This window comes from Streptococcus sanguinis (assembly GCF_013343115.1).
Classification (GTDB): Bacteria; Bacillota; Bacilli; order Lactobacillales; family Streptococcaceae; genus Streptococcus; species Streptococcus sanguinis_H.
This window is the reverse complement of the sequence record NZ_CP054570.1, coordinates 644,730-658,932: the sequence shown is the minus strand read 5'-3', so window position 1 is coordinate 658,932 and position 14,203 is coordinate 644,730. Positions and strand designations below refer to the sequence as shown.

Genomic DNA, 14,203 nt, shown 5'->3' with positions numbered 1-14,203 from the left:
ATGGACAATAGTAAATCTACCCCTTTTCGGTAAGTGGTAAGATTTCCTAAGTAAGTGGTAGAAAAAGTAGCTCTATAATTTCTGTAGTGGGTAAAACCACTGTAGGAATGAGCGAAATGCTTTCGGATTTCGGAACTTTGAAAACTTTAAAACTAGAATCCTCATCGCTTTGAATATCAAAAAGGAGAGGACTGATTTAGTCCTCTCCAGATTATAACTTTTCATCAACCCACTACGGTTGACAAAGAGCCGCTTTTCATGTAGCTAATAACTTATTGAATAACTTCAAAAACAGAAACCGTCAGATTTTCAACATAGAAAGGCTTCTTATGACGGCTATTGCCAACTACAAGGCACAGCTTATCTGCATTAGGCAGATAGTAAGGCAGGCCGCTGGCATTAAAAATGACTTGATAGTGCTTGTCATCCTTGATTTCAAAGATAATCAAGCCACTGCCCTGCTCTGCTGATTGGACAAAGACATGCTTATAAATATCTTCATAGGTCTGATAAGAAAAGGCTTTGCAGGATGTCTTAAGACGAATAATGTCTTTGATAAAATCAATGCTCTCTTGATGGTCCTGCAATATATCCCAATTCACCTGATTGACTGCATCTGGCGCATTGTAGCTGTTCATAGCCCTTTCGCGATCACTGTGAAGAACTTGGCCGTCCTCTCCCGTAGCTACGAACTTGGTGCGGGAAAATTCCTGTCCCACCTCCATGAAAGCCATACCCTGCATGAGCAGGTTCATGGCAGTTGCCAGCTCAATCCGCTTGGTACGAGTCAGAATGTCATCATCGGGATGCAGCTCCGCAAGCAAATCATGCAGATTGAAATTATCGTGAGCCTCCACATAGTTAAGGACTTGATCAGGACTGAGATAGCTGCCTAGCTCACTGCTGCCAAGGATAGACTTAGCAACGATATCCTCCGTCGCCTGACCACTGACAAAACCAGCCTTGATGCCACCGTAAACTTCTGCTCCCTTGACTGCATCTCGCTCTGTATCATTGAAAAATCCAATCCGCGGCAACTGATAAGCATTGTCCTTCTTAGCCTTGCCTTCTGGTCTCAGGCCCGTTCCCATATCCCAGCCTTCTCCATAGAGCAGGATTCGTGGATCCACCTCATCCATTGCTTGGCGGATGGCATTCATCGTTTCTACGTCATGAATTCCCATCAGGTCGAAGCGGAAGCCGTCTACATTGAACTCCTCTACCCAGTAGAGCAGAGAGTCAATCATAAACTTGCGGAACATCTCATGCTCACTGGCTGTCTCACTCCCCACTCCAGTTCCGTTTTGGAAAGAGCCGTTAGGATTCATCCGATAGTAATAATCCGGTACTGTAGCCTGAAAAGCAGAATCATAGGTCGAGTAGATGTGATTGTAGACAACATCCAGTGTCACAGAAATCCCCGCATCATGGTAGGCCTGAATCATCGTTTTCAAATCACGGATGGCCTGCGCTGGGTCAGCAGGATTGCTGGAAAAGCTCGTCTCTGGAGCATGATAGTTCTGCGGGTCATAGCCCCAGTTGTAGATTAGCTCTCCATTTTCATCATAGTCCTTGTGACGATCAGACACGGGCTGAAGCTGGACAACATTAATGCCTAAATCACTGATATAGTCAAAGCCTGTCTTTTGCCCTAGATGATTGGTAGTACCTTTTTGACAGGCTCCCAAGAAGGTCCCACGCAGCTGACTATCCGCGCCTGAAGTCTCCGACTTGGTCAAATCTCGAATGTGCATCTCATAAATCACTGCCTGATTTGGATTGTCCAAACGCCAGACGGCTTCTTTACCCTGCCGGACCTGAAAACCGGCTACTTCTGTCTCATCCGCTCCAAGAATCGCTGAGCGTTTGCCATCTGGACTGGTCGCAATGGTATAGGGATCTCGAGTATAAAAATTGCGGTATTCAAAGCTAACATGGTAGTGATAAGTTTTGCCGGTCAAGTCTTCTGCTATTTCAACTGACCAGACACCGATGGTGTTTTCCTTATGATCGTGAGAATATCGGTCTCCTTTTTTCATTGGGAAAATTTTACAAACAGGAGCTTGATTGTCAGCCGATTCATAGACTACCAACTCTACCTTCCTAGCTGTCGGTGCCCAAACTTTGAAAGTATGTTCGCCGTCCGTCTGACGGTGTCCCAACCAGCCTTGATAGCCCCAGCATTCATCAAAATAGTCTGTTCTTAGAGCCATATCAAAGTTATGCGGACGCCGGCGTGAATACTGGTGACTTGTCGTTGCAGCCTGCAGGGAATAATACACCTGAGCATCTCCCTCAATCAGCCAAATTTCCGTCACCAGATGAGGAGGCAACAGATCAATATGATAGTCACAGGACTGGCTAGACCAGTCTGAGCGTTTGATAATCACATGAGCATGATCTAAGGGCTCCCAGGTTTGAAATGATAATTCCCCCTGAATACCAAAATAATCAAGTTTGGAAAAGGCTACTTCCTGTCCCCATTGGTTTATTTGCCACTGCCACATATCATAGGAGAAATAATCTCCAGTAGGATTGTGATAATGGACTAAGACTTTATAGTCTAGCATGTTCTTTCATCTCTTTATCTAAAATTATTCTATTGAAAGGGCTGTCTGACTGATTTCATCAATATTGGCAAAAAATTCCAAATGTCCGTGCAGCACTTCCAGTTCAACAGGCGTATCGCCACCGTATTCTCCATCCAAATTCAGCATAAATGGACCTTTTTTATCTAAAACTTCCAGCTGCAGCTTGCTTGTTTTAAGGTATTCTACATTGATATCGCCAACGTGCTGACCGCCATTGATAGCCTGCATCATCAGGCTTAGCATATCAAAGAGATTGGCTGTCTTGACCAAAATCAAGGTAAAATTCCCATCGTCTAATTTAGTGTCTGGCGCTAGCTTTTCAAAACCACCGATAGAATTGGTCAGAGCCGCAAACATGAGCGAAATCTTTCCTTCAAAGACACCGTGGTCGTGCTTGATACGGACCTTGCGGAACTTAGAGCGAGGGAGTTTTTTTGCTCCTTCTGCAACATAGGCAAAGTAGCCTAGGCGGGATTTGACCTCGCTAGGAACGCTGTAAGTTAGCTCTGTCAGGGTTCCAGCTGCTGCAATATTAATAAAATACTTGCTGCCATATGCCCGGCCAATATCCATTTTAATGGTCTGGTTCTTTTCAATAATGCGGGCCGCCGCTACTGGGTCTCCCATGGGAATCTTCAGAGCACGCGCATAGTCGTTGGTTGTACCAGTTGGGATAAAGGCCAATTTAGGCCGTTCATCCAGATTCGCCACGCCATTAACTACCTCATTGATGGTACCGTCGCCGCCTGCCGCAATAATCAAATCAAATCCTGCTTTTGCTGCTCTTTCAGCTTCTTTTTGAGCAGAAAGAGGCGCTGGAGTGGTCTGGTAGGCGCTGGTTTCATAGCCCACATCCTCCAAAACATCCAGAACTTCCGCAATATTTTTCTTAATAATTTCCTGTCCCGAAGTCGGGTTATAAATCAATCGTGCTCGTTTAATCTTATCCTTCATACTTCAGCCTCATAAGCTATCAAGCCAATCTTCATCCCGAATTTCAATTCCTAACTCCTGAGCCTTGGCTAGCTTGCTGCCAGCATCTGCGCCAGCCACTACCAGATTCGTTTTTTTAGAAACAGATCCGGAAACATTAGCTCCCAGACTCTGCAATTTTTCCTTGGCTTGATTGCGTGTCAATTTTTGTAATTTACCAGTCAGGACAACCGTCATACCAGATAGAGCTGCATCAGCCGCTGCCTTTTGCCCCAGATAGTCCAGATTCACACCTGCTTCTTGTAGCTCCGCCAAAAGAATCTGGGAGCCTTCCTGCTCAAAATAGGTATGCAGGCTTTGGGCAATCACAGTTCCAAGGCTGTCAATAGCCGCAATCTCTTCTTGGCTGGCCTGAGACAGCTTAGGAATATCATGGAATTTCTCCAGCAAAATCCGACTAGCCTTGCTTCCCACATGGCGAATCCCCAAGCCGAACAAGAGGCGTTCAGCCGAGTTCTCCTTGGAAGCTTGAATAGCAGTATACAATTTATTTGCTGATTTTTCCTTAAAGTTCTCTAGTTCTAGTAAATTTTCCACCGTCAGCCGATAGATTCCAGCCACATCCTTGACTAGATTTTGAGCAAAGAGCTTCTCTACTACTGCTGGACCAAGACCATTAATATTCATGGCATCCCGGCTGGCAAAGTGAATCAAACCTTCCTTGATTTGGGCTGGACAGAGCGGATTGATGCAGCGTAGAGCGACTTCATCTTCAAAATGTACCAGCTCACTCTCACAGCTCGGACAGTGACTTGGTATTTCCAGAGGCTCCTCTGAGACACGCTTGGACTCCACCACTCGCAAGACAGCAGGAATAATATCCCCCGCCTTATAGACGATAACGGTGTCTTTCTGACGAATATCCTTCTCTGCAATATAGTCCACATTGTGCAAGGTTGCTCGGCTGACAGTCGTTCCCGCTAGCTGCACTGGCGTCAGATTGGCTGTCGGAGTCACCACTCCCGTCCGCCCCACTGTCCAGTCAACAGACAGAAGCTGGGCTTCCTTTTCCTCAGCCGGAAACTTATAGGCGATGGCCCACTTAGGTGCCTTGACAGTAAAGCCAAGCTCCTCTTGCACCGCCAAGTCATTAACCTTGATGACAATACCGTCAATCTCATAAGCCAGACTGTCTCGCTCCTGCGCAATCTTTTCGATAAACTCCCAAACTGAGTCGATAGAATCCGCCAGAATATGAGTAGGATTGACTGAGAAGTCCAAATCTGCCAGCTTGTTTAAGACGGCTTCTTGGCTGTCAGCCTGAGTCGGACTGGCTTCTTGGTAGAGGAAGGTTGCTAGATTGCGCTTAGCCACAACTGCTGTGTCCAGCTGGCGCAAGGTTCCCGCTGCTGCATTACGTGGATTGGCAAACTCAGGCTCACCATTTTCCTGTCGCAGCTGATTGACCGCATCAAAGGATGCCTTGGGCATATAGCACTCTCCGCGAACCGTAATGTCCAGCGGTTCTTTCAAAGTCAGTGGAATATCCTTGACTCGCTTGAGATTTTCAGTAATGTTTTCACCAACAGAACCATCCCCCCGAGTCGCTCCTGCTACCAAGATTCCATTTTCATAGGTCAGGGAAATAGAGAGCCCATCAATCTTGAGTTCACAAAGATAAGAAACTTGTGGAAATTCCTTGCGAACCCGCTGGTCAAAGGCTAGTAATTCTTCACGTGAAAAAGCATCCTGCAAACTAAAGAGAGGATACTGGTGTGGATATTTTTCAAATCCTTCTAAAATCTTCCCGCCCACCCGATGCGTCGGACTGTCAGGCAGGATATCGGTTGGGTACTTTTCTTCTAACTCCGCTAACTCACGATAGAGTCTGTCATACTCGCTGTCCGATACGCTTGGCCTATCTGCCGTATAATATTCATGGGCGTATCGATTGAGCAATTCTACTAATTCTGACATTCTTTCTTTCATACTTCTATTTTATCACAAATACACAAAATCTTCCTCTATTTGTTCCCAATTTTTCCTAAAAAAGAAAGGGACATAAAAAGAGCGGAAATTCCGCTCTCAGCTGTTTTATTTTGTTAAATCAATTCGTCGGGCAATCTGGTTAATAAGGATAGCTCCAGCAATCAAAGAAGCAAATTCTCCAATGGCTGTTGTGAACCAAGTCAGGAGGAATGGATAGCCTTGCAAGAAGTGTAATTCTGCAGCAATGGTCACCATCGAAATAGAGAATAAAACTGCAAAATAGAAATGATCCAAACGAATCAAGCCTTTAATCAGATATTGATTCTTATAGCGACTGAAAAGGTAGACACCTAGTGACAGGAAGACTAAAGTGGACCCACCACCGACAAAGACATCAACGATTCCAAAACTATAGAGATTGGCAATCATACAGCCAATGGTCACACCCATGATATATTTCCGATTATAAAAGGCCATAAAGTTCATCATTTCAGAAATTCTGAACTGGTAAGCACCATAGCTTATAGCATTTAAAGGGGGCGTAATCGTAAGAGCTACATAAATAGCAGCAACAATGGCAATCTGAGCCAAATCACGAACTGTCAGTTTTTCTTGTTTCATGTTTTCTCCTTTAGCGGCTTTACCGCGTGTAATATGCTTGGCGAAAGAAGCTAAGCGCCAAGGGTTGCGTCACATAAGAGGAGCATCATTCGTTGATTCCCCCACAGATTTGGCAACCCAACTAGTATAGCATAAATCCTAGAAATATGATAGACTATCTTTATGAAAACTTTAATCAAAAAATTCTTTGACAATGAGGTTCTGTCCTATCTTTTCTTTGGTGTGGCAGCTACCCTTGTTTATATGACCACTCGTCTTCTTATCTTTGCTCTTACAGGACAGACATTATTTGCGACCATTACTGCTAATGTCACAGCAGTTCTTTTTGCCTTTATCACAAATGATACCATTGTCTTTAAGCAGCAACGCAAAGGTTGGCAAAAGCGACTTTTTAAATTTGCTCTGGCGCGTTCTGGCACTCTTTTGCTAGACATCGTTCTTGCAAAATTATTAGTGGATACTTATCCTAATATTATCGGGCAATTTGTCAACAATAACCGCAATCTTATCAACTCTATCGAGTCACTTTTTTCTCAAGTACTTATTATTGTTCTCAACTATGTTTTCAGTAAAGTCTTTATCTTTGAAAACAAGAAAAGCTAATTGACTATGATACTTCAACCTTAAAATATCAAATCTGGACCAGATAATTCTGATCCAGATTTTTTTATTCTCAGATTTGCAAGCTTGGATTATCAAGCGTCAGATGGGTGATTTCACCTTTGACACCAAAATAGTCCTCAATCAAAGTCTGAAGCTCTGTCATGGCTGCTTGTGCACGCGCTGCTTGCTCTCCATTGATGGCCTCGATGACCAATATGGCATTCTTGGTCTCCTCAGTCAGCATGGTCCGCTGGGCTTCTCGCCAGTTAAGACAACGGCATACAGCTCCCTCTGCATCATAGTAGATGATTTCTTCTGGCAGAGCCGGCGCGTCACTCTCAGCACCCAATGGGAAAAAGGCCTCCCCACCCTTGGCTTTACCTAAATAAAGACCTCCGACAATCTTATCCAAATCCTCACCACCACATGGAACCGCATAAGACAGCGAGACACTGTTGTAGATATCAACCAAAGGATTGATTGGATGAAATTCACGCCCCTGACTGACCCGCTTGAGCAGAGCTTCGATAGAGGATCGTGCCCCTTTCTTGGTCTTGAATTGGCTGAAGGCCTGCCGCCACTCCTGAATGACTTCATTCTGAGTGAAGTTCTCGTCTGGGATAAAGTCCTCAGCTCGCTTCGCTCCCTTATCCAGCAGAGATTTGAAATATGGATCCTTACTTTCATCCACTCTATTATCCAGTCCCTTGACCACTAAAATACTTATCTGAGCTTCCGGAAATACTTGCCAAAATTCATGTTCAACTGTAACTTTCATGATGCACCTCTTTAATCTTAATAGTTTCTTTTTTGTCCTTTTTTGACTGCTTCCCAGTCACCTGTGATGTTTTCACGCACTCGAACTAGCATTTCCTCCAAGGCTTGAACTTCTGCCTGAGAAAAGCCCTGCAGGGATGTCTCTTCAGAATAGTCATTCTCAGCTAGGATAAAAGGATAAAGTTTTTCCCCTGTTTCCGTCACAAACCATTCCTTGTTCTTCTTGTTGTCTTTGGCTGCCTTCTGCTGCACCAAGCCCTTGGCCTCTAGCTTCTTAACAGAGCGGGCAACCGTTGAGCGATCCACCTTGAGCAGCTCCGACAGCTCCTCTTGGATAATTCCCGGATTCTCCGCGATTCGGACCAGATAAAGATATTGTCCTCGTGCCAGCTCTATATCACGGAACTCAATATTAGCAATGGAATCTAAAGCTCGGGCAATAATCCCAATTTCCCGCAATACTGACATATCCCCTCCTTTGATTTTTATTTGAAACTATTATAACACATTTTGTTGCAAATGCAATAAAATTAACTAAAAAGAAAAAAGAGGATAAACCTCTTTAAATTTGACAAAAATATCTTTTTCTAGTTTTCTTCCTTATAGTATTTTTGTAATTCTTCCGCTGAATTAATGACATGTTCCTGCCCATCTACTGAATATTTAGCAGGGATAGTCACATTCTCAAATACATTCGTTCCTGGCGGAAAGAAGAGTTCGGTTACGTTTTTTACTAATGCTACATCGGTTGTTTTATTTAGGAATGTAACCTGTCCACCATGTCCTTGAATGATTTTATATAAATCTGGATAGTTTTTAGCAAGAACTGTTTTTTTGAGGTTTTCTGGAGGGTAGTCCTCACTCAGACCGGCATCAATATAGGACACAATTACCCCCTTTTTAATTAGATTATCATGAAAACTCGTATAAGAAACAAAATTGTTTTGGTTAGATACACCTTCCGTTTTCACCTCATTAGCTGGTAAAATCTTACCTTCGTCCAAATCAATAAAGTGAACCTTATAATCTTCATCTTTTTTAGAATGTTTAGGATGGAGAAGGATTCGAACATACTTCTTTTGATGAGAAATATCTATCCAAATTCCGGTTGATTCTATTTCAGACGGGACAAGACTATTATCAAAAGAACGCACCATCTTAAAAATATCAAATTCTTTTCTTTCTAGTTTTTCTCCCACCAGCTTATAAACAGCTAACCTCCAATATTCTCCTTTTTCTGGTACATTCCGATTAAAATCATATAAACTTTGTTTTGGATTATTCTTCAACTTCATATAACTATTCACAAAATAACCATGACCAAATGTCATTATACTATCATAATTAGGAACAGCCTCTGACTCGACTGCAGTCATTTCCCTTTGTTCCTCAGACTTTACAACTTCCCAATTATAAAAGATGGCTTTTTCCCCTTCAAAAAATTTATAATTCGGTCTATACTCAGGCACATAGTAGGTATATTGACCATAATTTTCTTGAAATTTTGCCTTTTGACAATTATCCCAGATATAATAGCCTACAAATCCTAGAATCAATACTAGAGCGACCACAATACTCTTCCATTTAGTTATTTTTTTAATTTTCATACTTATTGATCCTTCTCCCCTTTAAAACACCTTCAGTTCCCTTCCCCATCCTGCTCTTTCTTCTTGAAACTAAAGCGTCCAGTGCTTTCAACTTGAAACCCTGACTCACAGCAGCTCTGGATACTGGCATTGAGTACTGCACCAACAATCAAAATTTTAGCAATTATGATAAACCAAAACATCATCACAACCATAATGATGGAGCTGAAAAAGCGAACATCAACTAGGTGATTTAAATAATTATCCATGTATACAGAAAAGATATTCAGCAAAGCCAGAATGGTCAGGAGCACAAAGGCGCTTCCGGGCAGAACAAAGCGTTTTTTGTTGATTTTCACATTAGGAAGAAAATAATAGAGCATAACCAAAACCGCAAAGAGTAAGGCGTAAATCAATGGCTCCGTAAAATGCTGCAAGTGCTGATAAAGCTGACTATCTAGTTTCCAGTAAGTACGGAGGAAATCCAGCGACATATGGCCAAACATGGTCAGAAAGAGGGCCAAGGCAAAGAGAATCTGCAGACCAAGACTCACAAATAGACTCATGACGCGATGAGAAATCAGCCCCCGGCTCTTAGCCACCCCATAGGCTTTGTTAAAGGCAATTTGTAGGAAATTCATGGACTTGGAAAAAGTCCAAAGGGCCGACAAGACTGAGAAGCTCAGCAGGCCAGTCGAAGGCTGGGTCAGCACTTCACGCATGACTTTTGCTACAACATCATATAAAGTCTCTGGCAGCATGTCCTTAATAGCTGTCAGAAAATCCGCAATTGGAATATGGAAATAAGGCAGAATATTGACGATAATCAAGAGCAAAGGAAAAACGGAAATCAGCCAATAATAAGCAACTGCAACGCTGCTCAGCTCACTATCTGCCTCTTTATAAAAACGGAAAAATTCTCTTAAAAACTGATTGTTGCGAACCTTACTAAATAATTTCTTCACTCTCTTCTCCTTCAAAAAAAAGCTGAGACAAGTGCCCAGCCTTTGATTTCTAATAAGTTCCTTCTTCTCCCTGGCTGGTCAGAATGACAGGACCATCTTTTGTAATGACAAACTGATGCTCATACTGACAGGACAGGCCGCCATCCAGCGTTTTATGTGCCCAGCCGGTCTCAAAGTCCGTATCAATTTCCCAGGTACCTGTATTAATCATGGGTTCGATAGTCAGAACCATTCCCTCACGCAAGCGCAAGCCGCGTCCTTCTCGACCGTAATGCGGCACCATAGGCTCCTCATGCATGGTTGGGCCAACACCGTGACCCACCAGATCCCGCACAACACCATAGCCATGACTTTCAGCATATTCCTGAATAGCTGCGCCAATGTCACCGATACGATTGCCAACCTTGGCAGCCGCAATTCCACGATAGAGACATTCCTTGGTCACATCCATCAGCTGCTGAGCCTCTGGGCTAATTTTCCCTACTGCATAGGTCCAGCAAGAATCCGCCACACCGCCCCGAAAGCTCTCTGTGTGTTGCTTCATCTGTTCCACATTGTCAAAATCTAGCTTGGACACATCCAGCTCTGCCTTATCGACCAAGCCAACAACCATATCAACGCTGATGACATCGCCTTCTACCAGTTTCTGATGACGGGGAAAGGCATGGGCTACCTCGTCATTAAGAGAGCAGCAAGTCGCATAAGGATAGTCCATGACAGACCCTTCAACACCAATCTGCAGAGGCAGCGCATTGTCTTCTTTACAACGCTTGCGGACATACTCTTCTATGTCCCACATGTCAATGCCTGGCTTAATCAAGTCTCTCAAACCGATATGGACCGAAGCCAGAAAATCTCCACTCTTGTCCATCAAGTCAATTTCACGCTGTGATTTTAAAGTAATCATTCTTTCTCTAAATTCCTCTTCTTAATTAATTTTCACTGTAATCGTGGCTTTGGCAACCAGCATCGCTTCCAAATACATCTCAAAGTCAATAATGGCTGTCCGCCTAGTCTGACGGATAATACGCGGCTGGATATGCAGCAGGTCATCAATCTGAACCGCCTGAAAGAAATAAAGCATCAGCTGGTCGATTATCAGGCTGCGGCCGCTGTTGACCATGAGCTGCTGGGTAATCCGAGTCAAAATTTCTGTCAGCACACCGTTGGCTAGCACACCATTTTGCTCCAGCATAAATGGCTCAACAGTAAAGGAAAACAAATCATCCTGACGGCTAATCTTCTGTCCCACTTGCTCACTGAAAGTCGGCAGGCTGGAAATCTGAGAACGGCTCATTTTTTCCATAATGTCCCGCCTCGTAATCACACCCAGCAAGGTCTGGTTGCTGCGAACCACTGGTATCATTTCAAAATCTTCTGCAATCATGCGCTGGCTGATATTGGCAATATTAGCAGATAAGCCTGTCATAAAGACATTTTTCGTCATGACCTTATCCAAGGTTGTCAGAGGAGACTTATCCCCTGCATCCCGCATGGTTACTACTCCCACCAGCATCTGCTGCTGGTTGATAACCGGAAACCGGCTGGCACGATTGCGACGAACCAAGTCCAGATAATCACGCACAGTATCAGTATCATGCAAGAAGCCGTACTCGTGGCTGGAGCGATAGACCTGCTCCACTGTTAATATATCGGTCTTGATCTGCATATTGGACAGGGCACGATTAATCATGGTTGCAACAGTATAGGTATCGTGCTTGGTCCTGAGAACCGGTATATTAAGCAGATTAGCCATCTTCAGAACTTCCGAGCTGACTTCAAAACCTCCAGTAATCAACACCGCATTCTCATTTTCCAGAGCCAAGAGCTGGATTTTCGTCCGGTCTCCAACAATCAGGAGACCGCCCTCTGTCAGATAGCGTAGGATATTCTGCTCCGTCATGGCTCCGATGGAAAATTTATTGAATTCTTTTTCTAGACCATCTTCTCCAGCCAATACTTCTGAGCCCGTAATATCAACGATTTCCTTATAGGTCAGATGCTCCAAGACAACTTTCTTGGACTTAACCCGAACCGTACCGCTCCGAGGCCTGGTCTCAACAATACCTCGATTCTCCGCTTCCTTGATCGCTCGATAGGCCGTCCCATCGCTGACTCCCAGATAGTTTGAAATACTGCGGACACTGACCCTCTTGCCGATTGGAAGATTTTCAAGATAGGTTAAAATTTCCTGATGCTTACTCATTAAAATCTCCTCTCTCATAACGGTACTCCAGATAATCTCTCATCTTCCTCGTGTACCGATCGCTCCCTTTAAACTGCCGGTAGAGGCTGAAGCCAGATTTTTGAGCTACCTTCTGACTGGCTAGGTTCTCTGCATGAGTGATAATGCTGAGACGCTTGAAGTCAAAGCGGGTAAAAGATAGAAAAACAATCTCTCGGACAATTTCTGTCATCAGCCCTCGTCCCCAGTAGTCTTGCCGCAGAAAATAACCTAACTCAGCTTCTTTCTTGATCTCGTCCATCTTTTCAAACTTGACAGAGCCAATCATTTCATGCGTTTCCTTGTGACAAATGGCCCAAATCCCCAGAGGATTTTTCATAAAGAAATTGGCAATGACGTATTCACTTTCCTCTAGGCTTGCTTCTGTCGGAAAGATGAACTGAGTATTTTCCGGATTGGACGCAATCTTATATAGGGCTCCTGCATCTTCAAAGACAATGGGCCGCAAAAAAGCATGCTCTGTCTCAATAAATGAGCAGGCTGCTAAATGTGTCCACAAATTCATCTGCTACCTCTACAAAAAATAAGCGAAAAACGCTTATTCTTCTATCAACTGGATATCTGCACCCAGACTTGTTAATTTTTCAATAATATTAGAATAGCCGCGCAGGATAAACTCGATATTAGTAATCTCTGTCTTTCCTTGAGCCATCAAACCTGCAATAACCAAAGCAGCTCCTGCTCGTAAATCGGTCGCCTTGACCTGAGCTCCCTGCAGTTGATTTGGTCCCTCATAGACAATCTGGTCGCTGCTAGTTGAAATTTTGCCTGCCATCTTAGCTAGCTCCGCCACATGGTTAACCCGCTTCTCATAGATTGTGTCCGTAATCTTACCATGGCCATTAGCCGTCAGCAAGAGCGGAGTGATGGGCTGTTGTAGGTCAGTTGCAAAGCCTGGATAAGGAGAAGTCTTAATGTTTATAGCACGCAGATTTTGCTGCTCTTCGACAAAAATGCTGTCTTCAGAAACCGTCATCCGAACACCCATTTCCTCAAGCTTGGCAATAAAACTCTCCAAATGCTCATAAAGGACATTATTAATCTGAATTCCCTGACCAATAGCTGCAGCAAGGGCGATATAGGTCCCTGCCTCGATACGATCAGGAATTACTTGATGACGCGTTCCATGAAGGTGTGGAACCCCCTCAATCGTAATAATATCAGTTCCTGCTCCACGGATATGTGCTCCCATATTATTCAAGAGAGTTGCCACATCAATGATTTCTGGCTCCCGCGCTGCATTTTCAATAATAGTCCGACCTTTGGCCTTGACAGCAGCCAACATCGTGTTGATGGTAGCACCCACGCTGACCGTATCCATATAAATGCTAGCGCCTTTCAGCTGCTGACCCCCTGTGGATAGGTTCATGTAGTTGCCATCCATGGTCATCTTAGCCCCCATTGCTTCAAAAGCCTTGAGATGCAAGTCAATAGGACGCGGCCCCAAGTCACAGCCACCAGGCAGACCTACCGTCGCTTCACCATAGCGGCCAAGCAAGCTGCCATAGAAATAATAAGACGCTCTTAGACTGTTGATCTTTCCATAAGGCATAGGGACGTTTTGGATACCACGCGGATCAATCGTCAGACTGTCCTCAGAGCGAGTAACACTAGCCCCCATGGCAATCATGATATCAATCAGACTATCCACATCCGAAATATCCGGAACGCCATCCAACGTTACAATATCATCTGCCAGAATCACAGCCGGAATCAAGGCAACGACACTGTTTTTAGCACCATTAATAGTCACCTCTCCTTTTAAGGGGCGACCACCATGTATTACAATTTTTTTCATGTTTAAAATAAAGCTCTTTCAAGGTATTGCCATTTATTATACCACAGATTCAGGAAATTTCCTATACTTTTAGATAAATAAGACAATTGAAATTA

Annotated in this window: 13 protein-coding genes and 1 riboswitch; of the genes, 1 reads left to right on the top strand and 12 read right to left on the bottom strand. The window is 43.9% G+C overall.

Annotation, left to right across the window (positions count from 1 at the left end; all coding sequences use genetic code 11):
• Window positions 1-272: 272 nt before the first annotated feature.
• From pulA to FOC72_RS03240, 4 genes are all read right to left on the bottom strand, one after another.
• Window positions 273-2,570, bottom strand: a complete 2,298-nt coding sequence (gene pulA / locus FOC72_RS03255; RefSeq protein ID WP_002895078.1) for a type I pullulanase — start codon at window positions 2,568-2,570, stop codon at window positions 273-275.
• Window positions 2,571-2,594: 24 nt separating this feature from the next.
• On the bottom strand, window positions 2,595-3,545 hold the full coding sequence (locus tag FOC72_RS03250; RefSeq protein ID WP_002895076.1) for a diacylglycerol kinase family lipid kinase: 951 nt from the start codon (window positions 3,543-3,545) through the stop codon (window positions 2,595-2,597).
• A 9-nt stretch (window positions 3,546-3,554) separates the two neighbouring features.
• Window positions 3,555-5,513, bottom strand: coding sequence for an NAD-dependent DNA ligase LigA (gene ligA / locus FOC72_RS03245; RefSeq protein WP_002895069.1), 1,959 nt, complete (start codon window positions 5,511-5,513; stop codon window positions 3,555-3,557).
• A 105-nt stretch (window positions 5,514-5,618) separates the two neighbouring features.
• Window positions 5,619-6,134, bottom strand: a complete 516-nt coding sequence (locus FOC72_RS03240) for a QueT transporter family protein (protein WP_002895067.1) — start codon at window positions 6,132-6,134, stop codon at window positions 5,619-5,621.
• A riboswitch (PreQ1 riboswitch) is annotated at window positions 6,132-6,268 on the bottom strand. It overlaps the preceding gene by 3 nt.
• Before the next feature lie 28 nt (window positions 6,269-6,296).
• On the opposite strand from FOC72_RS03240, the gene FOC72_RS03235 reads away from it, so the two are divergent.
• A complete protein-coding gene (locus FOC72_RS03235; RefSeq protein ID WP_002895065.1) occupies window positions 6,297-6,737 on the top strand; it encodes a GtrA family protein in 441 nt (146 codons plus the stop codon).
• 70 nt (window positions 6,738-6,807) lie between these two features.
• Here FOC72_RS03235 and FOC72_RS03230 read toward each other — a convergent pair whose 3' ends face one another.
• The 8 genes from FOC72_RS03230 to murA form a co-directional block, all read right to left on the bottom strand.
• Window positions 6,808-7,515, bottom strand: a complete 708-nt coding sequence (locus tag FOC72_RS03230; RefSeq protein ID WP_002895063.1) for a B3/B4 domain-containing protein — start codon at window positions 7,513-7,515, stop codon at window positions 6,808-6,810.
• A gap of 17 nt (window positions 7,516-7,532) precedes the next feature.
• Window positions 7,533-7,982, bottom strand: a complete 450-nt coding sequence (locus FOC72_RS03225; RefSeq protein ID WP_002895062.1) for a MarR family winged helix-turn-helix transcriptional regulator — start codon at window positions 7,980-7,982, stop codon at window positions 7,533-7,535.
• Between the two features lie 119 nt (window positions 7,983-8,101).
• Window positions 8,102-9,121, bottom strand: a complete 1,020-nt coding sequence (locus FOC72_RS03220; protein ID WP_002895060.1) for a hypothetical protein — start codon at window positions 9,119-9,121, stop codon at window positions 8,102-8,104.
• A 32-nt stretch (window positions 9,122-9,153) separates the two neighbouring features.
• A complete protein-coding gene (locus FOC72_RS03215; RefSeq protein ID WP_002895057.1) occupies window positions 9,154-10,080 on the bottom strand; it encodes a YihY/virulence factor BrkB family protein in 927 nt (308 codons plus the stop codon).
• A 34-nt stretch (window positions 10,081-10,114) separates the two neighbouring features.
• Window positions 10,115-10,972 (bottom strand): methionyl aminopeptidase, encoded by an 858-nt coding sequence (locus tag FOC72_RS03210; RefSeq protein ID WP_002895055.1) that lies wholly within the window; start codon window positions 10,970-10,972, stop codon window positions 10,115-10,117.
• A gap of 21 nt (window positions 10,973-10,993) precedes the next feature.
• Window positions 10,994-12,271, bottom strand: a complete 1,278-nt coding sequence (spxR, locus tag FOC72_RS03205) for a CBS-HotDog domain-containing transcription factor SpxR (RefSeq protein ID WP_032914135.1) — start codon at window positions 12,269-12,271, stop codon at window positions 10,994-10,996.
• Window positions 12,264-12,815 (bottom strand): GNAT family N-acetyltransferase, encoded by a 552-nt coding sequence (locus FOC72_RS03200; RefSeq protein WP_002895050.1) that lies wholly within the window; start codon window positions 12,813-12,815, stop codon window positions 12,264-12,266. The genes spxR and FOC72_RS03200 overlap by 8 nt, the downstream gene beginning before the upstream one ends.
• A gap of 33 nt (window positions 12,816-12,848) precedes the next feature.
• On the bottom strand, window positions 12,849-14,108 hold the full coding sequence (murA, locus tag FOC72_RS03195) for a UDP-N-acetylglucosamine 1-carboxyvinyltransferase (RefSeq protein WP_002895048.1): 1,260 nt from the start codon (window positions 14,106-14,108) through the stop codon (window positions 12,849-12,851).
• Window positions 14,109-14,203 lie beyond the last annotated feature (95 nt).

Bases quoted from the DNA above. Each gene is read 5' to 3' on its own strand.
- FOC72_RS03240 (WP_002895067.1), bottom strand. From the start codon at position 6,134: ATGAAACAAGAAAAACTGACAGTTCGTGATTTGGCTCAGATTGCCATT.
- FOC72_RS03210 (WP_002895055.1), bottom strand. From the start codon at position 10,972: ATGATTACTTTAAAATCACAGCGTGAAATTGACTTGATGGACAAGAGT.
- murA (WP_002895048.1), bottom strand. From the start codon at position 14,108: ATGAAAAAAATTGTAATACATGGTGGTCGCCCCTTAAAAGGAGAGGTG.
- FOC72_RS03225 (WP_002895062.1), bottom strand. From the start codon at position 7,982: ATGTCAGTATTGCGGGAAATTGGGATTATTGCCCGAGCTTTAGATTCC.
- pulA (WP_002895078.1), bottom strand. From the start codon at position 2,570: ATGCTAGACTATAAAGTCTTAGTCCATTATCACAATCCTACTGGAGAT.
- FOC72_RS03200 (WP_002895050.1), bottom strand. From the start codon at position 12,815: ATGAATTTGTGGACACATTTAGCAGCCTGCTCATTTATTGAGACAGAG.
- FOC72_RS03250 (WP_002895076.1), bottom strand. From the start codon at position 3,545: ATGAAGGATAAGATTAAACGAGCACGATTGATTTATAACCCGACTTCG.
- spxR (WP_032914135.1), bottom strand. From the start codon at position 12,271: ATGAGTAAGCATCAGGAAATTTTAACCTATCTTGAAAATCTTCCAATC.
- FOC72_RS03220 (WP_002895060.1), bottom strand. From the start codon at position 9,121: ATGAAAATTAAAAAAATAACTAAATGGAAGAGTATTGTGGTCGCTCTA.
- FOC72_RS03235 (WP_002895065.1), top strand. From the start codon at position 6,297: ATGAAAACTTTAATCAAAAAATTCTTTGACAATGAGGTTCTGTCCTAT.
- ligA (WP_002895069.1), bottom strand. From the start codon at position 5,513: ATGAAAGAAAGAATGTCAGAATTAGTAGAATTGCTCAATCGATACGCC.
- FOC72_RS03230 (WP_002895063.1), bottom strand. From the start codon at position 7,515: ATGAAAGTTACAGTTGAACATGAATTTTGGCAAGTATTTCCGGAAGCT.